Origin of the sequence: Gemmobacter nanjingensis (assembly GCF_014652195.1) — a bacterium.
Classification (GTDB): Bacteria; Pseudomonadota; Alphaproteobacteria; order Rhodobacterales; family Rhodobacteraceae; genus Gemmobacter; species Gemmobacter caeni.
The window spans coordinates 62,462-88,771 of record NZ_BMYI01000010.1; the positions used below are offsets into that span (position 1 = coordinate 62,462).

28 protein-coding genes are annotated in these 26,310 nt (G+C 65.5%); 14 read left to right on the forward strand and 14 right to left on the reverse strand.

The genetic code is table 11. From position 1 onward, the window contains the following. Window positions 1-40 precede the first annotated feature (40 nt). Genes IE126_RS15820 through IE126_RS15835 form a run of 4 tightly spaced genes read right to left on the reverse strand, consistent with a single transcriptional unit; the run spans window position 41 to window position 4,502 of the window. Window positions 41-577, reverse strand: a complete 537-nt coding sequence (locus IE126_RS15820; protein WP_108129832.1) for a DUF3035 domain-containing protein — start codon at window positions 575-577, stop codon at window positions 41-43. A 53-nt stretch (window positions 578-630) separates the two neighbouring features. Next, window positions 631-1,140: a signal peptidase II gene (lspA, locus tag IE126_RS15825; protein WP_054304274.1), complete on the reverse strand. Its 510-nt coding sequence runs from the start codon at window positions 1,138-1,140 to the stop codon at window positions 631-633. 1 nt (window position 1,141) lies between these two features. After that, window positions 1,142-2,752 (reverse strand): bifunctional phosphoribosylaminoimidazolecarboxamide formyltransferase/IMP cyclohydrolase, encoded by a 1,611-nt coding sequence (gene purH / locus IE126_RS15830; RefSeq protein WP_189381568.1) that lies wholly within the window; start codon window positions 2,750-2,752, stop codon window positions 1,142-1,144. A gap of 13 nt (window positions 2,753-2,765) precedes the next feature. Continuing rightward, window positions 2,766-4,502: a heparinase II/III family protein gene (locus IE126_RS15835; RefSeq protein ID WP_229825570.1), complete on the reverse strand. Its 1,737-nt coding sequence runs from the start codon at window positions 4,500-4,502 to the stop codon at window positions 2,766-2,768. Window positions 4,503-4,668: 166 nt separating this feature from the next. Here IE126_RS15835 and gph point away from each other — a divergent pair, with 166 nt between their 5' ends. Further along, window positions 4,669-5,337, forward strand: coding sequence for a phosphoglycolate phosphatase (gph, locus tag IE126_RS15840; RefSeq protein WP_189381569.1), 669 nt, complete (start codon window positions 4,669-4,671; stop codon window positions 5,335-5,337). Here the strand turns inward: gph and IE126_RS15845 are convergent. Beyond that, complete coding sequence (locus IE126_RS15845) at window positions 5,315-6,553, reverse strand: RsmB/NOP family class I SAM-dependent RNA methyltransferase (RefSeq protein ID WP_189381570.1); 1,239 nt, start codon at window positions 6,551-6,553, stop codon at window positions 5,315-5,317. The genes gph and IE126_RS15845 overlap by 23 nt on opposite strands. Before the next feature lie 76 nt (window positions 6,554-6,629). Between IE126_RS15845 and IE126_RS15850 the strand changes: the two genes are divergently transcribed. After that, window positions 6,630-6,806 (forward strand): DUF1674 domain-containing protein, encoded by a 177-nt coding sequence (locus IE126_RS15850; protein ID WP_054304278.1) that lies wholly within the window; start codon window positions 6,630-6,632, stop codon window positions 6,804-6,806. Window positions 6,807-6,896: 90 nt separating this feature from the next. Here IE126_RS15850 and dapB read toward each other — a convergent pair whose 3' ends face one another. After that, window positions 6,897-7,706, reverse strand: coding sequence for a 4-hydroxy-tetrahydrodipicolinate reductase (dapB, locus tag IE126_RS15855; RefSeq protein WP_108129828.1), 810 nt, complete (start codon window positions 7,704-7,706; stop codon window positions 6,897-6,899). A 97-nt stretch (window positions 7,707-7,803) separates the two neighbouring features. On the opposite strand from dapB, the gene rbfA reads away from it, so the two are divergent. Genes rbfA through IE126_RS15875 form a run of 4 tightly spaced genes read left to right on the forward strand, consistent with a single transcriptional unit; the run spans window position 7,804 to window position 10,449 of the window. Further along, entirely contained in the window at window positions 7,804-8,232 is a 429-nt protein-coding gene (gene rbfA / locus IE126_RS15860) for a 30S ribosome-binding factor RbfA (RefSeq protein WP_108129874.1), read from the forward strand. Continuing rightward, window positions 8,225-8,953: a phosphodiester glycosidase family protein gene (locus IE126_RS15865; RefSeq protein ID WP_108129827.1), complete on the forward strand. Its 729-nt coding sequence runs from the start codon at window positions 8,225-8,227 to the stop codon at window positions 8,951-8,953. The genes rbfA and IE126_RS15865 overlap by 8 nt, the downstream gene beginning before the upstream one ends. 55 nt (window positions 8,954-9,008) lie before the next feature. Next, the gene (gene truB / locus IE126_RS15870) at window positions 9,009-9,914 is read left to right on the forward strand and encodes a tRNA pseudouridine(55) synthase TruB (protein WP_189381571.1); all 906 of its coding nucleotides are present in this window, start codon (window positions 9,009-9,011) and stop codon (window positions 9,912-9,914) included. A gap of 4 nt (window positions 9,915-9,918) precedes the next feature. Further along, a complete protein-coding gene (locus IE126_RS15875; RefSeq protein WP_108129825.1) occupies window positions 9,919-10,449 on the forward strand; it encodes a DUF1643 domain-containing protein in 531 nt (176 codons plus the stop codon). Here the strand turns inward: IE126_RS15875 and IE126_RS15880 are convergent. Then, the gene (locus IE126_RS15880; RefSeq protein ID WP_054304283.1) at window positions 10,424-11,446 is read right to left on the reverse strand and encodes a calcium-binding protein; all 1,023 of its coding nucleotides are present in this window, start codon (window positions 11,444-11,446) and stop codon (window positions 10,424-10,426) included. The genes IE126_RS15875 and IE126_RS15880 overlap by 26 nt on opposite strands. A gap of 300 nt (window positions 11,447-11,746) precedes the next feature. Between IE126_RS15880 and rpsO the strand changes: the two genes are divergently transcribed. Then, on the forward strand, window positions 11,747-12,016 hold the full coding sequence (gene rpsO, locus IE126_RS15885) for a 30S ribosomal protein S15 (RefSeq protein WP_054304284.1): 270 nt from the start codon (window positions 11,747-11,749) through the stop codon (window positions 12,014-12,016). A 56-nt stretch (window positions 12,017-12,072) separates the two neighbouring features. On the opposite strand, the gene IE126_RS15890 is transcribed toward rpsO, so the two are convergent. From IE126_RS15890 to hslO, 3 genes are read right to left on the reverse strand one after another with little or no spacing between them, the layout of a single operon-like run. Next, window positions 12,073-13,215: a CCA tRNA nucleotidyltransferase gene (locus tag IE126_RS15890; protein ID WP_189381572.1), complete on the reverse strand. Its 1,143-nt coding sequence runs from the start codon at window positions 13,213-13,215 to the stop codon at window positions 12,073-12,075. Next, window positions 13,212-13,799 carry a CoA pyrophosphatase gene (locus tag IE126_RS15895; RefSeq protein ID WP_189381573.1) on the reverse strand — a complete coding sequence of 196 codons (588 nt, stop codon included), beginning with the start codon at window positions 13,797-13,799 and terminating at the stop codon, window positions 13,212-13,214. Before IE126_RS15895 ends, IE126_RS15890 begins: the two co-directional genes overlap by 4 nt. Next, the gene (hslO, locus tag IE126_RS15900; RefSeq protein ID WP_054304287.1) at window positions 13,789-14,790 is read right to left on the reverse strand and encodes an Hsp33 family molecular chaperone HslO; all 1,002 of its coding nucleotides are present in this window, start codon (window positions 14,788-14,790) and stop codon (window positions 13,789-13,791) included. Before hslO ends, IE126_RS15895 begins: the two co-directional genes overlap by 11 nt. A gap of 71 nt (window positions 14,791-14,861) precedes the next feature. On the opposite strand from hslO, the gene IE126_RS15905 reads away from it, so the two are divergent. Further along, the gene (locus IE126_RS15905) at window positions 14,862-15,308 is read left to right on the forward strand and encodes an NUDIX hydrolase (protein WP_054304288.1); all 447 of its coding nucleotides are present in this window, start codon (window positions 14,862-14,864) and stop codon (window positions 15,306-15,308) included. On the opposite strand, the gene IE126_RS15910 is transcribed toward IE126_RS15905, so the two are convergent. Further along, window positions 15,296-16,522: a PP2C family protein-serine/threonine phosphatase gene (locus IE126_RS15910; RefSeq protein ID WP_189381616.1), complete on the reverse strand. Its 1,227-nt coding sequence runs from the start codon at window positions 16,520-16,522 to the stop codon at window positions 15,296-15,298. The two genes, IE126_RS15905 and IE126_RS15910, sit on opposite strands and share 13 nt — an antisense overlap. 211 nt (window positions 16,523-16,733) lie before the next feature. On the opposite strand from IE126_RS15910, the gene IE126_RS15915 reads away from it, so the two are divergent. Then, the gene (locus tag IE126_RS15915) at window positions 16,734-17,063 is read left to right on the forward strand and encodes an Hpt domain-containing protein (protein WP_189381574.1); all 330 of its coding nucleotides are present in this window, start codon (window positions 16,734-16,736) and stop codon (window positions 17,061-17,063) included. Window positions 17,064-17,070: 7 nt separating this feature from the next. Here the strand turns inward: IE126_RS15915 and ilvA are convergent, their stop codons facing one another. After that, window positions 17,071-18,318, reverse strand: coding sequence for a threonine ammonia-lyase IlvA (gene ilvA, locus IE126_RS15920; protein ID WP_189381575.1), 1,248 nt, complete (start codon window positions 18,316-18,318; stop codon window positions 17,071-17,073). 36 nt (window positions 18,319-18,354) lie between these two features. Continuing rightward, a complete protein-coding gene (locus IE126_RS15925) occupies window positions 18,355-19,080 on the reverse strand; it encodes a hypothetical protein (protein WP_054304291.1) in 726 nt (241 codons plus the stop codon). A gap of 125 nt (window positions 19,081-19,205) precedes the next feature. Here IE126_RS15925 and IE126_RS15930 point away from each other — a divergent pair, with 125 nt between their 5' ends. The 5 genes from IE126_RS15930 to IE126_RS15950 all read left to right on the forward strand — a co-directional run bounded on the left by IE126_RS15930 (window position 19,206) and on the right by IE126_RS15950 (window position 24,109). Continuing rightward, the gene (locus tag IE126_RS15930; RefSeq protein WP_189381576.1) at window positions 19,206-20,432 is read left to right on the forward strand and encodes an argininosuccinate synthase; all 1,227 of its coding nucleotides are present in this window, start codon (window positions 19,206-19,208) and stop codon (window positions 20,430-20,432) included. Between the two features lie 89 nt (window positions 20,433-20,521). Beyond that, a complete protein-coding gene (locus IE126_RS15935; protein WP_189381577.1) occupies window positions 20,522-21,157 on the forward strand; it encodes a CerR family C-terminal domain-containing protein in 636 nt (211 codons plus the stop codon). Beyond that, window positions 21,154-22,098, forward strand: coding sequence for an HlyD family secretion protein (locus IE126_RS15940; RefSeq protein ID WP_189381578.1), 945 nt, complete (start codon window positions 21,154-21,156; stop codon window positions 22,096-22,098). The genes IE126_RS15935 and IE126_RS15940 overlap by 4 nt, the downstream gene beginning before the upstream one ends. Further along, on the forward strand, window positions 22,095-22,994 hold the full coding sequence (locus IE126_RS15945) for an ABC transporter ATP-binding protein (RefSeq protein ID WP_189381579.1): 900 nt from the start codon (window positions 22,095-22,097) through the stop codon (window positions 22,992-22,994). The genes IE126_RS15940 and IE126_RS15945 overlap by 4 nt, the downstream gene beginning before the upstream one ends. After that, window positions 22,991-24,109, forward strand: a complete 1,119-nt coding sequence (locus IE126_RS15950) for an ABC transporter permease (RefSeq protein ID WP_189381580.1) — start codon at window positions 22,991-22,993, stop codon at window positions 24,107-24,109. Before IE126_RS15945 ends, IE126_RS15950 begins: the two co-directional genes overlap by 4 nt. Before the next feature lie 67 nt (window positions 24,110-24,176). Here the strand turns inward: IE126_RS15950 and IE126_RS15955 are convergent, their stop codons facing one another. Next, complete coding sequence (locus IE126_RS15955; protein ID WP_054304296.1) at window positions 24,177-26,252, reverse strand: TRAP transporter permease; 2,076 nt, start codon at window positions 26,250-26,252, stop codon at window positions 24,177-24,179. Between the last annotated feature and the right edge of the window lie 58 nt (window positions 26,253-26,310).

Consider the following 26,310-nt stretch of genomic DNA (forward strand, 5'->3'; position numbering starts at 1 on the left):
GGGGTCAAGCCGCCCTGACGGCGAGTTTACCGGACGTGCGTCAGCGTTCCCCGTCCTGACGCGGCGGGGCGGACGGATTGCCGACACCGCGGCGGCGCCAGTAATCCAGCTCGGAATGCTGATCCAGCGACATGTCCTTGTAAGCGCGGTAATAGGCGTTCACGCCGAACACCCGTTCCAGCAGCCGGGCATCGTTGCGGCGGCGGTGATCCAGATCCTCGACCGCAAGCTGGCCGCGGATATTCTGCGCCACGCCGTTCCGGGCGGCATAACCCACCAGCGCCGCATCGTCGCTGCCCGCGCCCGGACGTCCGCCCAGCGCGGTGATGGCGTCGGCTTCGGGCGTCGGGTCGGTGATATTGCTGCCGCCGGGCGTCGGCGCCGGAAGCGCTTTCAGGTTGTCCGGCATTTGCAGCGCCTTGGGCGGCAGGATGCCGAATTCATCGGGTCCATTGGTCGTAGACCGCAGGTTCATCAGCTTCGGCTCCCGGTCGGAACCGCAGCCTGCCAGCGTCATCGAAAGCGCCGCCGCTCCTGCAAGGATGGCCCCCCGCGCTACCCGCCGTGCTGCCTGCATCGTTCTCTCCAGAAAACCCGTCCCGTTGTCTTTAGCGCAAAGGCGCTGGCACGTCACGGGGTCTTTCGGCGCTTTGGCCGCGGCTTGCCACCGCTGGTCGCGCCACGATCCCCGGTGAACAGGACCAATCCCGCCGCGCCCGCGAAAATGGCGATGTCGGCCACGTTGAAGGCGTAGGGGTTGTCGAAACCGCAACAGGACATGTTGAGGAAATCGGCCACCGCCCCATAGGCCACGCGGTCCACCACATTGCCCAGGGCCCCCCCGATCAGCACGCCCGCCGAAATCCGCGCCAGCGGCCCGTGCGCCGATTTTGCCGACCAGTGCCAGACCCAGCCGACAATCAGGATCGACAGGATGATCAGGCCCCAGCGCATCAACTCGCCTTCGCTGGACATCAGGCCAAAGTTGACGCCCCGGTTCCAGGCCATGCGGAAATTCAGCAGGGGTGGCAGGATGTCGATCTCGCCCCGCGCCCGCAGGTCAAGGCCAAAGACCACCACCAGTTTGGTGATCTGATCAATCAAGAAAATCGCAAGGGCAACCAGGGCAACGCGGCGCATGTCAGTGCCGGAAATGGCGCATGCCGGTGAAAACCATGGCCAGCCCGCGTTCATCGGCCGCCGCGACGACCTCGTCGTCGCGCATCGAGCCGCCGGGCTGGATGATCGCCGTTGCCCCCGCCTCGGCAGCGGTGATCAGGCCATCGGCAAAGGGAAAGAACGCGTCCGAGGCCACGACCGAGCCATGGGTCAGCGGCGCGGCGATGCCCAGCGCCTCTGCCATGTCCTGCGATTTGCGGGCAGCGATTCGCGTGCTGTCAACGCGGCTCATCTGTCCGGCGCCGACCCCGACGGTCGCGCCGTCCTTCACATAGATAATGGCGTTGGATTTGACGTGTTTCGCCACGGTCCAGGCGAACAGCAGGTCGCGCAGTTCTGCCTCGGTCGGCTGGCGCTTCGTCACGACCTTCAGGTCTTCCATGCGCAGGAAGCCGTTGTCGCGGTCCTGCACGAGAAAACCGCCGGCCACCTGTTTCCATGCCAGCCCCCTGGCCTGCGGGTCGGGCAGGCGGTCGGTGGTCAGCAGGCGCAGGTTTTTCTTGGCGGCAAAGACCGCGCGCGCCTCGGGCGAGGCGCCGGGGGCGATGACGACTTCGGTGAAGATGCCGGTGATCTCCCGCGCGGTGGCTTCGTCCAGCGGTTGATTGAGCGCGATGATGCCGCCGAAAGCCGAGGTCCGGTCGCAGTCATAGGCTCGGCCATAAGCCTCGGCCAGCGTCGCGCCACGCGCCACGCCGCAGGGGTTGGCATGTTTGATGATGGCGCAGGCCGGACCTTCCGCCGGATCGAACTCGGCAACCAGCTCGAACGCCGCATCGGTGTCATTGATGTTGTTGTAGGACAGTTCCTTGCCCTGCCATTGCTGCGCGGTGGCAACACCGGGGCGCTGCGTGCCGTCGGTGTAGAAGGCCGCTTTCTGATGCGGGTTTTCGCCATAGCGCAGGCTCTGCGCCAGTTGCCCGGCAAAGGCGCGGCGGCGCGGCGTATCTTCCTTGATCGCCCCGGCCATCCATGTGGACACAGCGGCATCATAAGCAGCGGTGCGGCTGTAGGCGGTCAGCGCCAGCTTCTGCCGGAAGGCATAGGTGGTTGCCCCGTCATGGGCCTTCAGTTCGGCCAGCAGGGCATCGTAATCCTGCGGATCGGTGATCACGTTGACGAATTTGTGGTTCTTCGAGGCGGCACGGATCATCGCCGGGCCGCCGATGTCGATATTCTCGATACAGTCGGCGTAAGAGGCGCCGCGCGCCACCGTCTGCTCGAACGGATAAAGGTTCACCACCAGCAGGTCGATCGGCTCGATCCCGTGGGCTGCCATGGCGACCAGATGCTCGTCATCGTCGCGCAGCGCCAGCAGGCCGCCATGCACCATCGGGTGCAGGGTCTTCACGCGCCCGTCCATCATCTCGGGGAAGCCCGTCACCTCGGCCACGTCCCGCACGGCAAGGCCCGCAGTGCGCAGCGTCTGCGCCGTGCCGCCGGTGGAGATCAGTTCGACCCCCCGCGCGGCCAGCGCGCGTGCCAGATCCAGAAGGCCGGTCTTGTCGGAAACCGAGAGGAGCGCGCGCCCCACGGGCACGAGGTTCACGGGTGCGGCGGCGGCGGTATGCATCGGACACTCCTGATCAGGGGCGGGAGGGGGGCTCTTCCCGGTCAATATCGCGGATGGCGAGCGGAGTATCCTGTGCCTTCGCCAAGGTCCAGCCGATCCGGGCCTGAAAATCCTGCAAAGATGCCGCAAGTACGATCTGTCGCGCCGCGCGGGGCATCAGACGGCCCTTTTCCAGATAGACCGAGGGCTCCAGCGTCATCACCGCCTGCCCGTCATGGCGAAACACCCAGATCTCACCCGAGCGCAGCGCGACCGAAACCGCAGCGCCCCCCATGTCGATTTCGGCATCCGCATCGGGGTGCAGGTGGAAGCGCAGGGCAAAGCCGATGTCCCCCCCCGTCCGGCGCAGCACCGCTTGCAGGCGGTCCTTGTCGGCAGGGGTATCGGCCACCAGCATGTCGGTGCCATCAAGCCGACGTCCGTCAGCCGTCAGGGAAAGGTCGCGCAGATGCACCAGACCGTGCGTGCCACGCCAGCCGTCATGCCCGGCAAGCAGCAGATGCGCCTCGGCATCATGGCTTTGCCGCAGCAGGGTGATGCGGGCACGATCCTCCAGCACCTCGCGGCGGTCATGGGCAAAGCGGGACGAGGAAAACCCGTCGATAGACAGGGTCGAATGGCTTTGCGTGGCTCGGCTGGCCCGGTGCCAGTCGGCGCCGAAAGGCGCGCCATTGCCACAGTTCACGATCAGCGGCCGCCGCCCCGACGTCAGCTCGAATGCGAGGGTCGAGGCATGGGCCGAGGCCCCCGCCTCCCCGCCCGGCGGCAGGGCTGTATCGACGATAACCGAACTGCGCCCCGCCGACAGCCGGGTAAAGCCCATGGCCAGCCCGCCGACAGGTGCGGGCTTCACGCCGGAACTGGCCAGCGCATGATCCAGCCGCCCCTCCAGCCCGCGCCCGCCCCCGTGAAACCGCGCCAGCCCGCCATCGGCATGACGCAGCGCGCGCAGAGTCGGCGCGATCCGTTCAATCGCTGCCAGATGCGACGGCGGCACCAGCCGCCCGGCATCGGTCAGCGCCTGGGCAGCCCAGGTCAGCAGGGTGAAAACCTCAAGCAATTCCTCGGGGTTGCGGGTCGGTATCCCTCCTTCGGCATCCACCTCGCGCTCACATTCCCGCGCCAGCGCGGCAGCGGCGGGATCAACATGCGCCTCCATCCCGATCAGCGCCAGACCCGCATAGATCAGCCCGGTCAGCGCCTCGAAGCGCGGCAGGCCGGGCGAAGCCACCTGCCAGCGCCGCGACAGGAACACCATCTGATGCGACAGTGCGCTGTAATAGGCCAAAGCGCGGTCACGATCCTGCCCGCCCAGCAAAAGGATGGCATGGTTGATCCAGCGGATCAGCCGCCGTCCGGTCAGATCGGGCGACCAGCCGGGGCCGTCGCCGCGCCCGTAACGATCAATCCAGCCAAAGGTCCAGTCCTGGGCGCGTTTGCGCGCCGCCGGATCACCGACCGCCGCCAGATCATCCAGCCAGCCGAAGCCCTGCAATTCAGCCTCAAACGCGGGGCCCGGGCGGGCGATATCCCAGATCTCTGCCCCCGGCGCCTCGATCAGATGGCCTGCGAACAGGAAGTTTCCGGCAACAAGCTGCTTGCCGCGCGCGTAAAGACCGATGGTGCGGGGTTCGGGCTGCGAGACGAAACCGGCGGCGGGCTTTGCGCGCGTGGCCTTACGGGCGGCAAGGCGGTTCATCGCCTGCACCCAAGCCTCTGCCCACCATGCGCCGCGCGCAACCGCCCTCATGCCCCGCTCACTGATCCACAAATTGCCTGCCTTGCCCGTGTCCGGGTCTTGCGCCGCACCATAGACGCGCGGGCGCCCCCTGTCACCGCAAAACCCCGTGTGAGCCGGTCCGGGGGCTGGACCCCGGCGCCGGGGCAGGCCATTCTCCGCCCGCAAAGGAGCCCGCATGACCCATTCCGTTATCTTCGATCTGGATGGCACGCTGATTGACAGCGCGCCCGACATCCATGCCAGCGCCAACACCGTTTTCACCGCTCTGGGCCAGCCCCCCTTTACCCGTGCCGAGGTTCAGGGCTTTGTCGGACGCGGCGCACCGAACCTAGTGGCGCGGCTGTGCGAATCTCGGGGCCTGCCGCATGAGGGGCCGGAGTTCGACCGCGTGCTGGCCCGGTTTCTGGAAGTCTATGAAGGGGCGCAGGCGCTGACCGTGCTCTATCCCGGCACCCGCGCGGCACTGGAGGCGTTGCAGGCAGCGGGCTGCAAGCTGGGGCTTTGCACCAACAAACCGCTGGCGCCGACACTTGCGGTGCTGCGCCATTTCGGTTTGGAAAACCTGTTCGCAGCGGTAATCGGCGGCGACAGTCTGGCAGTGAAGAAGCCCGACCCTGCGCCGCTGCTGGAAACGCTGACACGCATGGGCGGCGGCCCGGCGATTTTCGTGGGCGACAGCGAGGTCGATGCGGAAACCGCGCAGAATGCCGGTCTGCCCTTCCTGCTGTTCACCGAAGGGTATCGCAAAACCCCGGTCGAGGCGCTGCCACATGACGCGGCTTTCGCCCATCACGATGCGCTGCCGGGGCTGGTCGCCGCGTTCAGCGCGCCAGCCGTGCCATGAAGAACCCGTCCATCCCGCCACGCTCGGCCCAGTAATCGGGCCGCAGGCGCAAACCGCCCGCAGGCGCGCGCCATGCCGGGTCGGCGCCGGGCGGCAGGGTATCATCAACGCGCAGGGCGGGGTGACGCGCCAGCGCGGCGGCAAGCTGCGCCTCCCCTTCCTCCGGCAGCAGCGAGCAGGTGCAGAACACCAGCCGCCCGCCCGGCTTCAGCCAGCCCAGTGCCCGGTCGATCAGCGCGGCCTGCAGGGTAATCAATGCCTCCAGTTCCGATCCGTCTTTCACAAAGGGCAGATCGGGATGGCGGCGAATGGTGCCCGTAGCGGAACAGGGCGCATCCAGCAGGATGGCATCGAACGGGGCCTCGGGCTGCCAGTCCAGCGCATCGGCCACCACCACCTCGGCGGTGAGGCCGGTGCGCGCAAGGTTGTCGCGCAGCCGCGTCATGCGCGACTCGTTCACATCCAGAGCCGTGACCTGCGCCCCGGCGGCAGCCAGTTGCAAGGTCTTGCCCCCCGGCGCGGCGCAGAGGTCCAGCACCCGCTCGCCCACCTGCGGCGCCAGCAGCGGCACTGCCAGCGCGGCGGCGGCGTCCTGCACCCACCAGTCGCCGGTCGCATAGCCCGGCAGGGCGGAAACCTGCACACCGGGGGCAAACCGCAGGCTGCCCGTGGGCAAGGCCTCAGCCCCTTCAATCCCCACATCCCGTCCCGGACGGAGGGTCAGATCGACGGGCGCGGGGATAGCCTGCACAGCCTCCATCGCACTGACCGCGGGCTTGCCCCAGGCATCGACCAATGGCTTGCGCAGCCAGAACGGAAGGCGCTGCGGCGGTTGCTTGCCGAAACTGGGGTTTTCCGCCACGCGCCGCAGCACGGCATTCACCAGCCCCGACAGCGCGGCATGACGGCGGTGATGGCGGACCATGTTCACTGCCTCGTTCACCACGCCATGCGCAGCCTCGCCCAGCACCAGCTCCACTGTGGCAAGGCGCAGGGTGTTCAGCACCGTCAGCGGCGGGGCCTTGCGGAGAAAGGGTTTCAGAAGGCGGTCAGTCGGTTCGACATGGCGCAGCACCTGCGCCGTCAGCCGCTGCGCCCGCGCACGGTCAGCAGGGGACAGGCCGGTCAGCGCCGCTTCACACTGGCTCAGCAGCAGGCCCTCGCCCAGCACACCGTCCAGCATGTCCACCGCCGCCGCCCGTGCCGTCCTTGCCATTGCCCGCGTCCCCGCCCTTGTTCATCTGCCTGCCGCCCGTATATCATGGCAGAGAAGCCTGCAAGGAACCCGACCGATGAGCGAGGACAAGCCTGACCTTCCACCCGAAGCGCTGCGCGCCCTGGCCGAGGCCGAGGAACGCCGCCGCGCCGCGAAGGACCAGACCCTGCCGCCCGAACTGGGCGGGCGCGACGGGCCGGAGCCGGTGCGCTTTGGCGATTGGGAAAAGAAGGGTATCGCGGTCGATTTCTGAGGCGGCGCCCTGCCCCGACTGGCCGCGTGGCCGGCAGCGTCGGAATTTGAGTATTTTTGCAAGAAGCAATGGGCAGGGACGTGCCGGGCCTCAGAGGCCGAGCACATCCATCATGTCATAGGCCCCGGGGCCTTTGTCCTGCCCCCAAAGGGCGGCTTTCAGCGCGCCACGGGCGAAGATGGCACGATCAGTCGCGATATGGCGCAGCACGATGCGCTCGCCCGTCCCGGCAAACAGCACGTCATGTTCGCCCACGATGTCACCGCCGCGAATGGCGCTGAAGCCGATGGCACCGGGGCGCCGGGCGCCGGTGATGCCGTCACGGCCCGAGTCGCGCATGGTGTCCAGATCGACGCCGCGCCCTTCGGCGGCGGCATGACCCAGCATCAGCGCGGTGCCAGAGGGCGCATCGACCTTCTTGTTGTGATGCGCCTCGATCACCTCGATGTCCCAGTCGGCATCAAGGGCGGCGGCGACCTTGCGGGTCAGGGTGACCAGCAGGTTGACACCAAGGCTCATGTTCCCCGCACGCACGATCACCGCATGGCGGGCGGCGGCGTCGATCTTTGCCAGATGTTCCGGCTCAAGCCCGGTGGTGCCGATGACATGGACCAGACGCGCCTGCGCCGCGAGGGCGGCAAATTCCACCGTGGCGGCGGGGGTGGTGAAGTCGATCACCGCGCGGGCCTTGGCGAAAGCCTCCAGCGGGTCGTCAGTGACTTTCACGCCGACCGGCGCGCCGCCCAGACATTCGCCGATATCACGACCGATCCAGTCATGCCCCGGCCGTTGGATGGCAGCGGCAAGACGGGCCTTGTCGCTGGCCAGAACCGTACCGATCAGCATGCGGCCCATGCGGCCCGAAGCCCCGGCGATGACGATACCCGGCAATGCGTCCATCTCGCGCCCTCCTGTCTGCTCGCCCTCCCATAGCGTGAAAGCGCGGAGACGGCCAAGCCCTGTTGCGGCGGCGGCGGGGAAGGCTTAGATGGAAGTCATGTCGAAAAACCGCTTCTCCTCGGGCGATGGCCCCTCGCAACGGCAGCTTCGCGTTGGCGAACTGATCCGGCGCACGCTTTCCGATGTGCTGAACCGGGCCGAGATCCACGATCCCGATCTGAACCGCATGTCCATCACCGTGGGCGAGGTGCGTTGTTCGCCCGATCTGAAGGTGGCGACGGCTTATGTGATGCCGCTGATGGGATCGGTTCCGGTGGAGGATGCAATTGCCGCGCTGGCGCGCAACAAGGCCGAATTGCGCCACCGCATCGGCGGGGCGCTGACGCTGAAATACACACCCGACCTGCGCTTTCGCCCCGATGCGACCTTCGATCAGCTGGACGAGACGCGGCGCCTGTTCGCCGATGAAAAGGTGCGCCGCGATCTGGACACGCCGGATGAGGGCGACGACGGCGACGATGCTTAAGCTGTTGGCGGCGCTGTGTCTGCTGGCCGCCCCGGCGCTGGCAGAACCGTGCCGACAGACCAGCTTCGAGAGCCTCCCCTTCACGCTTTGCGAGGTGCAGGCTGGCGCCGATCTGCGGCTGTTTCACAGCGATGATGCGGGCGATCTTCTGGGGTCGTTCGGCGCGGTGGATACAGCGCTGGCGCCCGAAGGCAAGGCGCTGGTCTTTGCAATGAACGCGGGGATGTATCATCCCGACCGCAGGCCTGTGGGGCTTTACATCGAGAAAGGGCAGCAGCGGCACGGGATCGTGCTGCCCGCCTCGCGCGGAAATTTCGGGATGCTGCCGAACGGCGTGTTCTGCATCGGCAAGACGCGGTTCGCGGTCATCGAATCGCGGCGCTTCGACAGGGCGCCGCGCGCCTGTCGCTATGCCACACAATCCGGGCCGATGCTGGTGATCGGCGGCAAGCTGCATCCGAAGTTCATTCCGGGCAGCGACAGCACCTATATCCGCAACGGCGTAGGGGTCAGCGCCGATGGCAAGCGCGCGGTGTTTGCCATTTCGGATGCTGCGGTGAACTTTGAAACCTTCGCGCGGCTGTTCCGTGATCAACTCGGCCTGCCCGATGCGCTGTATTTCGATGGCAAGGTCTCGCGCCTTTATGCGCCGGAGCTGGGACGGGCGGATATAGGCTTCCCCATGGGGCCTATCGTCGGGCTGGTGGCGCCGCTGCCTTGACGGCCTGCCCCCGGGACGGATAGCAGGCGGGTTCTCTGAAAGAAGCGGGGCGGATATGGCGCGCAGCAAGAAAGGCCGGGCGGTTTCCGGCTGGGTCGTGATCGACAAGCCGGCAGGCATCACCTCGACCTCGGTCGTGAACAAGGTGAAATGGGCGTTTCAGGCGCAGAAGGCCGGTCATGCCGGAACGCTCGATCCGGCGGCGACCGGGGTGCTGGCCGTGGCCCTGGGTGAGGCGACCAAGACCGTGCCCTATATCACCGATGCGCTGAAAGCCTATCGCTTCATGGTGCGGCTGGGGGTGACTACCACCACTGACGATGCTGAGGGCGAACCGCTGGCGTCCTTCGACGCGCGCCCCGAAGATGCGGCGATTGCCGCCGCGCTGGCGCCGTTCCGGGGCGAGATCATGCAGATTCCGCCGCAGTTTTCCGCCGTGAAGGTGGAGGGCGAGCGCGCCTATGACCTCGCCCGCGACGGCGTGGCGATGGATCTGACCGCCCGCCCGCTGTGGGTGGAAAGCCTTGAGATGATCGCCCGCCCCGATGCCGACCATGTGGAGCTGGAAATGGTCTGCGGCAAGGGTGGCTATGTGCGGTCGATCGCCCGCGATCTGGGGGCGGCCCTGGGCTGCGGCGGCCATGTGGAATGGCTGCGCCGGGTCTGGTCCGGCCCGTTCGAGGCGGACAAGGGCGTAAGCCTTGACGAAATCGAGCGGCTGGCGCGCAGCGAGGAAATCGACACACTGCTGCTGCCGCTGGAACTCGGGCTTGCCGATCTGCCGGAATTGCCCGCCACGCCGGAAGGCGCGGCGCGTTTGAAGAATGGCAATCCCGGCATGGTCATCGCCTCGGGGGTGGAGTTCGGGGAAACGGCCTGGGCCTCGTATCGGGGAAAGCCGGTGGCGGTGGGCAGCTACCAGTCGGGCGAGCTGCACCCGAGCCGCGTGTTCAACCTGTAAGCCGATGCTGCTGATCCGTCGCCATGCCGAGGCGGGCGTGCAATCGCGCGCCGCCTATTCGCGCTGCGGGCTGTACCGCTACTATCTCAGCCGTCGCTGGGGCGCGGGGCGGTTGATGCTGTTTGTCATGCTCAACCCCTCCACCGCGACGGAACGCAAAAATGACCAGACGCTTGCGCGTTGCGAGAAACGGGCGCGGATGGGCGGAGCCGGTGGCTTTGCCGTGGTGAACCTGTTTGCGCTGCGCAGCAAGGAACCCGCCGATCTGAAACGCGCCGACGATCCGGTTGGCCCGCTGAACGACCGGCTGTTGCGTTGGGCGGCGCGGGTCTCGGGATCGGCAGTCTGCGGCTGGGGCAACCATGGCGGGCTGATGGGGCGCGATGCGGCGGTTCTGGCGCTGCTGCGCGCCAGTGGGGCAGAGGTCGCGCATCTGGGCCTGACCTTCGCCGGGCAGCCGCGCCATCCACTTTATGTGCCGCTGGCACAGACCGTGCAGGCATGGGAAATTACGCCGCCTGCGGAACCAGCCTGATCTGCGACAGATCCAGCCCGGCGCCATTCGCCACGATGGCGAGGGGCTTGCCATCCAGATGCAGGGCTACGTCGCCGGTCCGGGGATCGGCATGCAGTTCCAGCACCGGGTCAGGATGCGCCTCGGGATCGTATTGCACCTCCAGCACATCCTCATGCGCATTGAAATCCATGATCCGCGCGCCGTCGCCTTCCTCCAGCCAGTCGCCCAGACGGAAGGTATCGGCCCCCGATCCGCCGGTCAGGTAATCCTCCGCCCCGGCCACCATCGTATCGTCACCCTGCCCGCCATTGAGGAAATCGGCATCGCCATCCTGGGGCGCCTGCGGGTCATGGCCGATCAGCAGATCATTTCCCGCATCGCCATCAAGCGTATCGGCGCCATAGCCTCCCGACAGGGTATCCTCGCCGTAACCTCCGTTCAGCCAGTCGTCGCCCAGATCGTCTTGCAACAGGTCATTGCCGCTGCCGCCCATCAACGAATCGTCGCCACGCCCACCTGCCAGCGTATCGGTCCCGCCGTGACCCGCGATGAAATCATTGCCACTGCCACCGGACAGCGAGTCGGCCCCCGCCTCGCCGCGCAGCAGATCGTCGCCGGAACCACCCGCAAGCGTGTCATCCCCGCGCCCGCCATAAAGATAATCCTGTCCGGCACCGCCTCCGACCCTGTCATCCCCCCCACGCGACACGATCTGGTCCAGACCGCCCCGCCCATGGATCACATCGTCTTCGGCCCCGCCGGTCAGCGTGTCATCCCCCGGCCCTCCGGTAACCACCGCAGGCGCCTCCGGCGCGGCATCCGCTGAGGGGGCGGCATGCGCGGTGGCCGGGTCGAGTAAATCGCCATGCGCGAAAGAATCACTCTCCGCCGTGTCATCCGGGGGAGAATCCTCGTCATTCGCGGATGGGTCATCCTCCGCCTCCGGTCGCGCGACGAACGCATCCAGCATCAGACCCGCGCTCAAGGCGCCCAGCAACCCGATCAGCCCCAACATGGCCAGTTTCCCCACGAACCCCGAAATGCCCGCCCGGCGTTAACCAATATTCCGCGCAAGCCCCTGTCATTGCAGAAGATTCAGCGCGCCGATCATGGCACAATCCGGGCAAGCGCGCCACGCGGGCGCGATGGTTTCTTGCAATTTGGTTAAACTAGGAATGATCCGTCCGGGCGAATCCATCTTCCCTTGCGGGCGATTTTCTCCTATACGCCCGCATCCGCCGCAAGGCGGAACCAAGGGCCCTGCTGGACGACATCCCGGCTTGTGCCGTCACACCAACCTGCAAAGGAGATCCCGATGTCGATCACCGTGGAAGAAAAAGCCCGTCTGATCAAGGAATACGCGACCAAAGAAGGCGACACCGGCTCGCCGGAAGTTCAGGTTGCGATCCTGTCGTCGCGCATCGCGACGCTGACCGAGCACTTCAAGACCCACAAGAAGGACAACCACTCGCGTCGTGGCCTTCTGATGCTCGTGGCCCAGCGCCGCAAGCTGCTGGACTACCTGAAGGGCAAGGATGAAGGCCGTTACCAGTCGCTGATTTCGCGTCTGGGCCTGCGTCGCTGAGCTTTCGCACAGCTTAACGGAACGCCCGTAGCCGATGGCTGCGGGCGTTTCGCGTTTCAGGGGGACAGAAGCGCCGTCCGGTCCAGCCGCAGATCCGATTGCAGCCAGCGCGCCTCGATCGCCTTCAGCCGCGCGCCCAGCTCCGCCCCCTGATATTGCGGCATCAGGTCGGCAGGGTGCACCGGCATCACGGCAGCCGCGCCACGCGCGACCTCGGCCTGCCAGCCCCGCCCGGGCGGATGCCCAAGCATCGCGGCCCGCGCAAGAATGGCATCGGCGGCGAGGGCTTTCAGCCGATAACCCAGCACCGCGGCGCTGCCCCCCTCGTGCACCGCAGGCAACAACAGGGCCAGATCGCGGCTTTCCGCCCGCGACAGGCGCCAGCGGTCATCGACCGCTTCGCCACCCAGCACCGCCAGCCGCCGCATCCAGCGTGGCGATATCCCGGCCTCCAGGTGCACCAGCGGCGCCAGCGCAGTCGGGTCAGCGCCGGGCAGAACCCGCTGCAAGATTCCGGTCTGTGCCATAGCAGCGACAGAGGGCGCGGGGTCGGGCGCGGCCAGCAGCTTGCGCATCTCGGCCCCAACCCGTTCGGCTGAAAGCATCTCCAGCCCCTCGGCCAGCACGGCGCAGGCCGCCAGACCATCCGTGTCGATCCCCTGCGCAGGGTCGCCATACCAGGCATGGAACCGGAAGAAGCGAAGGATGCGCAGGTAATCCTCGCGGATGCGCTGCTCTGGCTCGCCCACGAAACGCAGTCGCCGTGCCAGCAGATCGGGCAAGCCGCCCAGCGGGTCGATCACCACGCCATCGGGCGCGGCATAAAGTGCATTCATGGTGAAATCGCGCCGCGCGGCATCCTCTGCCACATCGGTGGAAAAGGCGACCGTGGCGCGGCGGCCGTCGGTTTCCACGTCACGACGGAAGGTTGTCACCTCGTGCGGCACACCTTTGGCAACCACGGTGACCGTGCCATGCTCGATCCCGGTTGGCACCACGCGGAACCCCGCTGCCTCGCACAGCCTGACCACCGTTTCGGGCTGCGCATCGGTGGCAATGTCAATGTCATTGACCGCGGCACCCAGCAGGGCATTGCGCACACAGCCACCGACGAAAAGCGCCTGCGCGCCTGCCCCGGTCAACGCCGCGCAAACTCCTTGCGTTTCCGGCGCGTCGATCCAAGGACCGGTGATTCTCATGCGATCCTCTCGGCCAGGCCGCGCAACATCCGGGCCGTAGCGCCCCAAATGTAATAGGGTCCATAGGGCACGACATAATAGCGCCGCCAGACCCCACGCCACATCCGCCGTTCCACCCGGAAATTCGCCGGATCAGCCAGATGCGCCAGTGGTACGCGGAACACCTCTTCCACCTCGCCTGCCTCGGGAACCGGCGTGAAATCGGCGCGAATATGCCCAAGGATCGGCACAACCGTGTAGCCGGTCACCGTTTCATGCGCAGGAAGCTGGCCCAGCACACGCACCAGTGCGGGGTCGAGCCCCACTTCCTCCTGCGCCTCGCGCAAAGCCGCCGCCTCGGCCGAGGCATCGCCCGCGTCGATCTTGCCCCCCGGAAAGGCAATCTGGCCGGGATGGTGCTTCAGCCCCGACGCCCGTTTGGTCAACAGGACCGACGGCCCGCCCGCGCCTTCGCACACAGCGATCAGCACGGCAGCGGGCCGCAGTTTACGGCCCGGCGGCAGCACGGTCCCCGGGTTCAGATCGAAATCCGAACTTTCCCCCGAGGACCGTGCCAGTGCAGCCAGTAGCGCCTCAGGCCCCATCCGGGGCCGCCTTCGGCGCGTCGAAGCCCAGCGTCAGCGGGTCGAACTCGTAGTGCGCGCCGCAGAACTGGCAATCCGCTGTCACGATGCCTTCCGGCGTCGTCATATGCCGCAGATCCTTTTGCGAATAGATCCCCAGCGACGAACGCACCTTTTCGGCCGAGCAGGAACAGCCAAAGCGCACCGGCTGCGCATCAAAGACGCGCGGGCCTTCCTCGTGGAACAGCCGCACCAGCAGTTCGGTCGGCGAGACGGCGGGGCCGATCAGTTCCATCTCCTCCACCGTTTCCAGAAGACGGTTGGCGCGGGTCCAGTTTTCACCATCCTCGCCGTCAACAATGTCTTCAGCGGTCAGCAGACCGCCTTCGCCCGAGCCACCCTGATCCGCCGCGAAAGGCGAAGCCTTGGGCATGTGCTGGATCATCACGCCACCGGCCCGCCAATGCGGCGCGCCGCCCGGCGTCTGCACCTGACCATAGGTCAGCGCAAACCGCGTCGGCAGCTGTTCGGACTGCGCGAAATAGGTTTGCGCGCAGTCGGCCAGCGAATTGCCGGTCAGCGGCGTGATGCCCTGATAGGGGGTCATCCCCTGCCCCTGGTCGATCACGATGACGAAATAGCCCTCTCCCAGCAGATCGAAGGGGCGTTCGACTTCGGGCAGATGATCGGGATCGAAATCGGCATAGGCGCGCAGCCGCGCAGGCTCCCCCCCCTCGGTTGGGCCGTAGTAATCGGTCGCCACCATCTTCACCGCGCCGGTGCCGCGGATTTGCAGCGACAGCCGCCAGCGCAGCTTGATTGTCTGCCCGATCAGCGCGGTCAGCAGTGTCGCTTCACTGACCAGCGCCTCGATCTGCGGCGGGTAGGCATGTTGCTTCAGAACCTGCTCCAGAACACCGTCCAGCCGCGCGATACGGCCGCGGATGTCCGACAGGTCGAGTTGAAAGGGCAGGACGGTATCGTCCCAGGCGATCTGTGATCCAATGGTCATGGGGGTTTCCTGAAGGCGCCAGTCTTGGCATACCGCGATCATATAGGCGCGGCAAGCACAGGACCAAAGGCATGATCAGGCGGTATGGCGAAGCAGTGAAGGCAGGTCAACACTATCGGCGGCGTCCCGGCGTCTATGCCGTGCTGCTGGAAGGCGATCAGATCCTCACCACCTTTCAGGAAGACCCGAAGCCCGAGTTCCAGCTTCCGGGTGGTGGCATCGACCCCGGCGAACAGCCCATCGCGGCCCTGCACCGCGAGGTGATGGAGGAAACCGGCTGGAGCATCCGCGTCACCCGCCGCCTCGGCGCCTTCCGCCGGTTCTGCTATATGCCGGACTACGATCTCTGGGCCGAAAAGCTGTGCACCATTTATCTGGCGCGTCCCGTCCGCCCCATCGGCCCGCCGACTGAGGAAGGGCACAGTGCAGTCTGGTTGCCGGCGCTGGAGGCGATGGATCTGCTGGGCAACGCCGGTGACCGGGCATTTCTGGCGCGCGCACTGGCTCAGCCCCGGTAATCGAACAGCACGCCCGACACGTCATCCGGAAAATCACCGCCTCCGGCATGCGCGTTCAGATTCCAGACCAGCGCCTCCAGAAGCGCGGGGCTGTCGAGCTGCGCATTGTCCCGCAGTATTCGCATCAGCCCCTCGTCACCCAACTCCTCCCCCTCTGGTGTCGGACATTCCGTAACACCGTCCGATACCAGAAACAGCCGGTCCCCCGGCGCAAGCTGCGCCTCGACCCGCTGGAAGATCACATTTGGCAGCAAGCCGATCGGCGGCCCGCCCGCACCCAGCAGTTCGATCCCGCCCCCCGCCCGCAGGATCAGCGGATAGGGATGCCCGGCCTGCACAAGTTGCAGCCGCCCGCTGGCCAGATCAACCTCGGCATAGGCCATGGTAAAATACTGATCGACCTGAATTTCCTCCAGCATCATACGGTTGAACCGCGCTGCCACCATTTCCGGCGGCCAGGCGTCGCGCCGCCCGTCCAGACCGCCTGTCAGCGCGATGTTCTGGTCAGGCGAGGCCCCGGAAAGCACCCCCGCCAGCCGGGCGGTCATCAGCGCAGAAGCCACGCCATGCCCCGACACGTCCACGGAATAGAGCGCCACACGGCGGGCACTGATTTCGAAGAACCCGGCAAGATCACCGCCCACATGACCGGAGGGCTTCATAAGAATCGACGCCGCCCCTCGCCCGAAATCGCGATGTCGGTCCCGCACCAGCGTCTGTTGCAGCCTGCGCGCCTCGATCAGATCCCGGTCGAGCGAATCATAGAGCTTCTGCAATTCATCCAGCGTCGCCCGGATCAGCCGGTTCTTTTCCACCAGTTCGGCCTGCATGCCCAGAATGCGCTGCCCCGCCCGCAGCCGCGCGTGCAGTTCATCCGCACTGACCGGCTTGGTCAGAAAATCATCTGCCCCGCCATCCAGCCCGTCCGCCACCTCGCCTTTCTCGGATTTCGAGGTCAGCATGATGAAATAGCCGTAGCTTTCGTGCGGCAAAGCCCTGAAAGCCTTGCAAAACTCCAGGCCCGACATGCCCGGCATCACCCAGTCGGAGAGAACGATATCAAAAGGGGTTTCGCGCGCCAGCCGAAGTGCCTCTTCCCCGCTGCCTGCTTCCGTCACCATATAGCCCCAGCGTTGCAGCGACATGGTCAGGATGCGGCGCTGTGCGCGGCTGTCGTCGACCACAAGCACCTGCCCGCGCCCGCCCCCCGCCATCAGATCACCTGTGAAAAGAGAACTGCCCTGATTCACACGCTGTCTCCACCCAAAAACAGCGGCAGTTTCGGCAGCCCCTCTTAAGATGGTGTGAAACCTAAAATGCGCGGAAACTCGTGTGATTTCCTAACTGCTTGTTAAGCGCCGCCCGCGATCCTGACCTGGTGGGATGTGGAAGCGTCGGCCGGTCTGGCCGCATTCGGGGTATATCATGATTGACTGGAGCAGGGTTGCGGAACTGCGATCCGAAGTCGGGGAGGACGGCTTTGCCGAAGTGGCGGCGCTGTTTCTGGAAGAAACAGACGAGGTCGTGGCCCGGCTCCGCGCGGGCGAGGTCACACAACTGCCGCGCGACCTTCACTTCCTGAAAGGCAGCGCGCTGAATTTGGGGTTTCGCGATCTGGCATTACGTTGTCAGGAAGGGGAAAGGATGTGCAACGCCGGGGCAAGCGGGGCCGTGGATCTGGCCACCCTGATCCGGCTTTACATCGATTCCAAAGCCGCCTTCTCGAACGGTCTGGCCCGTCATTCCGCCGCCTGACGGCCGGTCACACCAGAAATTCGGCCAGCGCCTCGTCGCCGGTGATATCCCGATAGGCAAAGCCCGCCGCATCAATCCGCGCGGTCAGCGCGTCGAAATTCCCGGCGCTGCTGGTCTCGATCCCGATGAGGACCGATCCGAAGTTGCGCGCGGATTTCTTGAGGTATTCAAAGCGGCTGATGTCGTCATCCGGGCCAAGCATCATCAGAAACTCGCGCAGGGCTCCGGGGCGCTGCGGCATGCGCAGGATGAAGTATTTCTTCTTGCCCGCAAACCGCTGCGCCCGTTCCTTCACTTCAGGCAGGCGTTCGAAATCGAAATTCCCGCCCGAGGTGACGCAGACCACGGTCTTGCCGCGAATCTCCTCCGCCAGCACCGGCAGCACATCGACCGACAACGCCCCGGCAGGTTCCAGCACGATGCCCTCAACGTTCAGCATCTCCAGCATGGTGATGCAGATGCGATCCTCAGGCGCCAGCAGCACCTGCGCCGGATCGGCCCATTTCAGACAATCATAGGTATGCGTACCCAGACGCGCCACGGCCGCCCCGTCGACAAAGCTGTTGACACGCGGCAGCGTCACCGGCCCGCCCGCCTCCAGCGCCGCACTCAGGCTCGCGCCCCCCAGCGGCTCCACAAAGCGGAAGGCAACGCCGGGCGCGGCTTCACGCAGATAGGTGGTCACGCCCGAGGCCAGCCCGCCCCCGCCGACCGGCAGGATCACCAGATCTGGCGCGGCCCCCAGTTGATCCAGCAGTTCAACCGCAACGCTGGACTGCCCTTCGATCACATCTGGATCGTCAAAAGGCGACAGGAAATGCGCGCCTTCCTCGGCGCAATACTTTTGCGAGGCGGCAAGCGTCTGGTCGAAATAGTCGCCGGTCAGAACGATGCGCACCGCATCGCCGCCGAAAGTCCGGGTCTTGTCGATCTTCTGTTGTGGCGTGGTCACCGGCATGAAGATCGTGCCACGCACCCCGAAATGCCGGCAGGCATACGCCATGCCCTGCGCATGGTTACCGGCGCTGGCGCAGACGAAATGTCCCTGCCCCGGATCTGCCGCCCGCACCTTGCGCATGGCATTGAATGCCCCGCGCAGCTTGTAGCTGCGCACCGGCGTCAGATCCTCGCGCTTGAGATAGATTTCCGCCCCGTAGCGATTGGACAGGTGGTCATTACGCTGCAACGGCGTGACCGCAAACAGGTCACGCAGGGCTTCGGTGGTCAGACGGGCTCGGCTGGTAAAATCGCTCATGCGCCGATTAGACCCGTCCCGCCGGGATTGGCAAGCTCAGACCAGTCTGCGCTTTTCGATGTAATGGCCGTACAGCGTGGTCAGGATCGACACGCCCACCATCATCTGCACCCAACCAGTGGTCAACGTCCACAGAAGAGCAGGGATCGAATCCGGCCGGAACAGCGCTTCCGGCACGCCCAGCAGAATGCTGAACACAGCCAGCAGCAACGCCAGCCCAAAGAAAACCCCGGTTTCCCCATGGGTGGCCTTCCAGCCCTCGTTGAAGCCGATGTTCTGCCCCATGGCGATGGCCGGGAGCGGGATGCTGAGCCGCAGCATCACCATGAAGACGGGAACCATGATGAACAGCGAGGCGATCATCGCCCCTGCCAGCGGGCCTGCCAGCATGACGCCCAACGGCATCATCAGCATACCGGCCACAGCGCCCACTGCAACAACCACCAACCCGATCAGCAGCGAGCGGCCAAGATAGCGCAGAATCTCGTTGCCGTGAAACGGCGGCAGCAAACTGGTGCCGCCCTCGCCTTTCAGCACGAAACGATGCCAGGCAACAGCGATCCACAACGAAAACACCAGCGCGACGACAACGATCAACAGCATTTTCGCCGGGTTGGCCTGCATCGTCTCACCCGAGGTCACGCCCATTGCCACGACAATCATCATCTGCACGATGTAAAGCAGCCCGGAAATGCGCAGCGCATCGGTCAGGTTGCCGAACACCTGCCGCACCGAATGGGTGAAAATCTGCCACGCCTTCATCTTTCGCCTCGCCTGTTGCACGCGGCGATTGAGTCAGCTTGCCCCGGCAGAGTCAAGCAGACCAGCCCGCTTGCCCTTGCGGTCATTTGCCTTTAATCGCTGGCGAAACCGCGAGGGAGCGTTTCATGTCCAAGCCCAAGAAAGTCGTGCTGGCCTATTCCGGCGGCCTCGACACCTCGATCATCCTGAAATGGCTGCAAACCGAATATGGTTGCGAGGTCATCACCTTCACCGCCGATCTGGGTCAGGGCGAAGAGCTTGAACCCGCCCGCGCCAAGGCCGAACTGCTGGGCATCAAGCCCGAGAACATCCATATCGTCGACGTGCGCGAGGAATTCGTGCGCGATTTCGTCTTTCCGATGTTCCGCGCCAATGCGGTCTATGAGGGGCTTTACCTGCTGGGCACGTCCATCGCGCGGCCGCTGATTTCCAAGCATCTGGTGGAAATCGCCCATGCCCATGGCGCGGATGCCGTGGCCCATGGCGCGACCGGCAAGGGCAACGATCAGGTCCGGTTCGAACTGTCGGCCTATGCGCTCGACCCGTCGATCAAGGTCATCGCGCCCTGGCGGGAATGGGATCTGACCTCGCGCACCAAGCTGATCGAATTTGCGGAAGCGAACCAGATTCCGATTGCCAGGGACAAGCGCGGCGAAGCGCCGTTCAGCGTGGATGCGAACCTGCTGCACACCAGCAGCGAAGGCAAGGCGCTGGAAAATCCGGCCGACGAGGCGCCCGATTACGTTTATCAGCGCACCGTTTCGCCCGAGGAAGCCCCGGATACGCCCGAATATATCGAAGTCACCTTCGAAAAGGGTGATGCCGTCGCGATCAACGGCGAGGCGCTGTCGCCCGCAACCATCCTGACCCGCCTGAACGAACTGGGTGGCAAGCATGGCATCGGGCGGCTGGATTTCGTGGAAAACCGTTTCGTCGGCATGAAGTCGCGCGGCATCTATGAAACCCCCGGCGGCACCGTGCTGCTGGAAGCCCATCGCGGGATCGAGCAGATCACGCTCGACGCAGGTGCGGGCCACCTGAAGGATTCGATCATGCCGCGCTATGCGGAACTGATCTACAACGGCTTCTGGTTCTCACCCGAGCGTGAAATGCTGCAAGCCCTGATCGACAAGTCGCAGGAGCATGTCACCGGCACTGTGCGGCTGAAGCTTTACAAAGGCTCGGTCCACTGTGTCGGTCGCTGGTCCGAACATTCGCTGTACAGCGAAAAGCATGTCACCTTCGAGGAAGACGCTGGCGCCTATGATCAGAAGGACGCAGCAGGCTTCATCCGGCTGAACGCCCTGCGGCTGAAGCTGATCGCCACGCGCAACGCCCGCGTCGCCAAGTAAAATTGCCGTTTCGCGGCAAGGCCCGCCCTTTCGGGGGCGGGCCTTTTTTCGGACTTGTGATTTAATCAATCGTTTGATTAAATCGCTTCATGACTCAGGATGATCCCCCTACCGGCACGCGTGCCGATCTGATCGCCGCCGGGCTGCACCTGTTCGGGCAGCAGGGCTTCGCTGCCACGCCGACACGGTCCCTGGCGGCGCTTGCCAAAACCAATGTCGCCTCCATCGCTTATCACTTCGGCGGTAAGGAGGGCCTGCGCCTTGCCTGTGGGGCCGAGGTCGCGCGGCGCATCGGGCAGGTCGCCGGACCGCCCGCAACAGAACTGCCCGCCACCCGACGCGATGCGCTGGACCGACTGGAGGCGATGCTGCGCGCCATGGTGGTTTTCCTCACCCAGGGGCCGCAGGCACAGGATACAGTGGCTTTCATCCTGCGCGAACTTTCCGAAGGCGGCCCGGCTTTCGATCTGGTTTACGACGCCTTCTTCCTGCCCAAGCACCGCGAGCTTTGCGCCCTGGCGGGGATGGCCACCGGCCAGCCCGCCGAAGCCGAGGAAACCCGGCTTCTGGTGTTTTCATTGCTGGGACAGGCGGTCTACTTCCGCATCGGTCAGCCCGTTATCTGCCGCCGGATGGGCTGGACCGGCTATTCCGCCGCCGAAACCACCGCCATCGCCGACCGTCTGGCCGCCAACCTGCACGCTATCCTGAGGAGCCAGCCATGAGCCTGATCTGCGCCGTTCCGCTGTTGTCTGCCCTGTTTGCGGCCTGTGATATGCCACCGCCTTTTGCGACCGGCTATGTCGAGGGGGATTTCGTGATGATCGCACCGATTGCCGTGGCACAGGTGTCGGCCGTCAACGTCGCACGGGGCGATCATGTGGCAGCGGGGGCGCCGCTGGTGGCGATGGAAAAGCGCGATGCCGAAATCGCGCTGGCCGAGGCGCGGGCAGCAGAGGCGCGGGCCGCAAGTCAGCTGGCCAACCTTCAGGAGGGCCGCCGCCCGGAAGAAATCCGCGTGTTGGAAGCCACGCTGACGTCGGCCCGAGCGCAATCGGACGAGGCCGTGAAAGAGGTCACCCGCCAGCAAAGCCTGAACGCCCGCAATGTCAGCCCTGAGGCACAACTGGATCAGGCCCGCACTGCCGCCGAGGTTGCCGCCGCCCGCGTGGCCGAGGCAGAGGCAAATCTTGCGGTTGCCCGCCTGCCCGCCCGCGCGCAGGAGATCGACGCCGCCCGCGCCACGCTGGCACAGGCGCAGGCTGCGCGCGAGGCAGCGGAATGGCAATTGTCGCAACGCGCGCTGGCCGCCCCCGCCGCTGGTGCGATTTACGACGTGGTGCGCGAACCCGGCGAGATTGCCGGGCCCTCTGCCCCTGTCCTGTCCTTCCTGCCCGACGGCGCGGTGAAGCTGCGGCTGTACGTTCCCGAGCCATCGGTCGCGCAGATCCGTCCCGGCACCCGGTTGCAGGTCAATTGCGACGGCTGCACAGGGCAAAATGCGACCGTCAGCTATGTGTCGGATTCGCCGGAATTCACCCCTCCGGTGATCTATTCGCTGCAAAACCGGCAGAAGCTGGTGTTTCTGGTCGAGGCCCGCCCCGACCCCGGATCGGACCGGCTGAAGCCCGGCCAGATTGTCGATGTGGACCTGTCAGCACCATGAACGCGATCGAGGTCACCGGGCTGACAAAGGCCTTCCATGGTCGCAAGGTGGTGGATGACGTCTCGCTCAGCGTCGCACGGGGAGAAATTGCCGGGTTTCTGGGGCCGAACGGGTCCGGCAAGACCACCTGCATCCGCATGATGTGCGGGCTGCTGACGCCCGATGCGGGCAACGGGCAGGTGCTGGGCCATGACATCCGCCGCGAAGCCCGCGCCATCAAGCGGCAGGTCGGCTACATGACCCAGAAGTTTTCCTATTACGAGGATCTGACCATCGAGGAAAACCTTGCCTTCGTCGCCGGGCTTTACGCCCTGCCCGCCGAAGCCGTGCGCGACACGCTGGCGGGGCTGGGGCTGACCTCGCGCCGGAGCCAGCTTGCGGGCAGCCTGTCGGGAGGCTGGAAGCAGCGGCTGGCACTGGCAGCCTGCATCATGCACAAACCGAAGCTTCTGCTGCTGGACGAACCCACCGCCGGGGTGGACCCCAAGGCACGGCGCGAGTTCTGGGATGAAATCCATGGCCTTGCCGCCGACGGGCTGACGGTTCTGGTATCCACACATTACATGGACGAGGCCGAGCGCTGCCATCGCATCAACTATATCGCTTACGGCCGGTTGATTGCGCGCGGCACGGTGCCCGAGGTCATCGCCTCGGCCGGGTTGACCACCTTTCTGGTCACCGCCGACCGTCCGGGCGAGCTTGCGGCGCGGCTGCGCAAGGCGCCGGGGGTGGAACAGGTTGCCCCGTTCGGCACCACTCTGCACGTCACCGGCACCGACCGCGCCGCACTGGAACGCGCGTTGACCGAGGCCGGTGCAAGCTTCCAGCCTGGCGAAACCAGCCTTGAGGACGTGTTCATCCGCCTGATGGGCCAGAGCAGGGACAATATGGCATGACCGGCATTTCCCTTCGCCGCCTCGGCGCCCTGCTGCGCAAAGAGCTGATCCAGATGCGGCGCGACCGGATCACCTTCGCCATGATGCTGCTGGTGCCGCTGATGCAGCTTGTACTGTTCGGTTATGCGATCAACAGCGATCCAAAACACCTGCCTGCCGCTCTGGTGGCACCAACGCAGGATCGGTTCAGCCGGGCCATGGTCTCGGCACTGGAACTGACCGGCTACTATGATTTCACCCATGTCGGCATTTCCGCGACCGAGGCAGAGGCGCTGATTACCCGCGGCGCTGTGGCTTTCGTCGTCACCCTGCCTTCTGATTTCGGGCGGCGGGTCGAACGTGGCGACGCGCCGCAGATCCTGATCGAGGCGGATGCGACCGACCCTTCCGTCGCCTCGGGCGCCATTTCCACCCTTGGCACTGTCGCGGCGGAGGCCCTGCAACGCGAAACAGGGGCCAGCCCGGCACAGCCGCCGGTCGGGATCGTGGTTCACAAACGCTATAACCCCGAGGGGATCACGCAATACAACATCGTGCCGGGGCTGCTGGGGGTGATCCTCCAGATGATCCTTGTGATGATGACCTCCATGGCGCTGACCCGCGAGATCGAGCGCGGGACGATGGAGAACCTGCTGGCCCTGCCCGCCACCCCGGTCGAGATCATGCTGGGCAAGGTCATGCCCTATATGGGCGTCGGCGCGGTGCAGGTGGCGGTAGTTCTGCTGGCGGCACGGTTGCTGTTCGGCGTGCCTTTCGTCGGCAGTTTCGGCGTGCTGGCCGCGGGCATTTTCACCTTTGTTCTGGCGCTGGTGATCCTCGGTTACCTCATTTCCACCCTCGCGCGAACCCAGATGCAGGCGATGCAGCTGACGTTCTTCTTCTTCCTGCCGTCGCTGATGCTGTCTGGCTTCATGTTCCCGTTCCGGGGTATGCCGGGCTGGGCACAGACCTTGGGCGAGGTCTTTCCGCTGACGCATTTCCTGCGACTGATCCGGGCTGTGATGCTGAAAGGGGCAGGCCAACCCGACATTGCGCAGCCGATGGCGGCGCTCATGGTCTTTGTGCTGGTCTATGGCCTGCTGGCACTGGCGCGCTTCCGTCGCACGCTGGATTGACGGGGCAGATTGAAAAGGGGCGCAGGTTTCCCCGCGCCCCGGTACTCATTAAGAAAACTCAGGAGCGTCAGGCCGTCAGCCCGCCGGAATCGCCGCGCCCCATCAACTGCCGCAGCGCCACAGGCAGGATCAGGATGAGACCGACAATCGTGGGTGTCATCGACGGCGCCACCAGCAGCAGCGCGGCCACGGTCAGCGCCAGCCGCTCCCACCCTTTCAGGGGCGCGAAAAGCCAGCCGGTGACAGCCGCCGCCAGCACATAGATGCCCATTACTGCGCCGAAGAAGGCAAGGAAGAAGGCCCCCCAGGTAAAGCCCTCGGTCACCAGCAGAAGCGCCGGCTGGAAGGCAAAGACGAAGGGCACCAGCACCTTGCCCATGCCGAGCCGGAACGCGGTGTTCCCCGCCTTGAAGGCATTGGCCCCGGCGATCCCGGCCGCCGCATAGGCCGCCATGGCCACGGGTGGCGTGATGTCGGCAAGCACCCCATAGTAGAACACGAAGAAATGCGCCACGATCTGCTCCATCCCCAGCATGCCAAGGATGGGCGCCGCCACCGCCACCATGATAATGTAATTGGCCGTGGTCGGAATGCCGCAGCCCATCAGGATACAGACGATGGCCGTCAGCAGCAGCGTGAACAGCAGTGTCAGTGTCGGCACCGTCATCACCTCGAACGGCAGGATCGCCAGCCAGCCAGAGACCGAAGCCGCCCAGCCCGCTGCAACGCCCGTCACCATATAGGCGATCTTGAAGCCGACGCCCGTCAGGGTGACGACCCCGATGACCACACCCACCAGCGCGGCGGCGGCAGTCACCGACAGCGACTGACGCGCGCCAAGGCAGAAACCTTCCCACACGCCATGGGCGGTGCCCCGGATCGCCTGCGCGATGCCCCCCTTCATGAACTCCTGAATCGCCAGCACAACGATACAGGCGGTGATCGACCAGAAAGCGGCGGCAAAGGGCGTGCGGCCCGACAGCAGCACACCGACCAGCAGGATCAGCGGGAAGATCGACAGCCAGCCCTCCCTGATCACCTTCCAGGCATTCGGCAGTTCCTCGGCTGACAGGCCGCGCAGGCCCAGGCGCCGCGCCTCAAGATGCACCTGCACCAGCACGCCGAAGAAATGCATGAAGGCCGGGACCAGGGCGGCAGTCAGGATGGTGGTCAGCGGCACGCCCAGATATTCGATCATCAGGAAGGCCACCGCCCCCATGACCGGCGGTGTAATTTGTCCGCCGGTGGACGAAGCCGCCTCGACCGCCGCCGCGAAATGGCGGGGATAGCCGATGCGGATCATCGCCGGGATGGTCAGCGCGCCGGTCGTCACCGTATTGGCAATGGAGGAACCCGAGATCGAGCCCAGCAGCGCCGAGGACAACACCGAAACCTTGGCAGGCCCGCCCGCATAGCGCCCGGCCAGCGCCGAGGCCACGTCGATGAACAATTGCCCCAGCCCGATCCGCGTCGCCATCACGCCGAACAGCACGAAGTGGAACACATAGGTGGCGATCACCCCCAGCGCGGTACCGTAGATGCCCTGCGAGGTCAGATAGAGGTGGTTGACGATGTTCGACCAGCTTGCCCCGGGATGCACAAGGATGCCCGGCATCGACTGGCCGAAATAGGCATAGGCAATGAACAGGATCGCGATGACCGGCAGAGGCCAGCCCATCGACCGCCGTACCGCCTCCAGCAGCACGACTATGAGAATGGTCCCCATCAGGATGTCGATGGGCAACGGGTTGCCCACCCGGAACGCAAGGTCCGCATAGATCCATGGCACATACAGCGCGGCAACCGCCCCGGCGATGGCCAGCAGCCAGTCGATCAGCGGCAGACCCCAGGGCGCCAGAAGGCCCGGCTCGGTTCGTTTGGCGCCGAAGGCCGAAAAGCTCAGGAACACCAGCGCCAGCGTAACGCCCATGTGCAGCCCGCGATGCACCGTGGCCTGCGGAATGCCGAATCCGGCTGTATAATAGTGATAGCAGGACAACAGAAACAGGATGGCGCCGGTCAGGATGGCCAACGGCCGCGCAACCTCGCGGAACCGCATTTCCGGGTCGAATTTCTCTTCCAGGGCCTGAAGCTCATCCGCTGTCAGATGCCGTGGCCCCTCGTCTTCCTCTACCTTTGCCATATGTCACTTGCCCCTGTGCTGACTGTTAAAAGCGCAACGGGGCCGCGCTCTGCGGCGC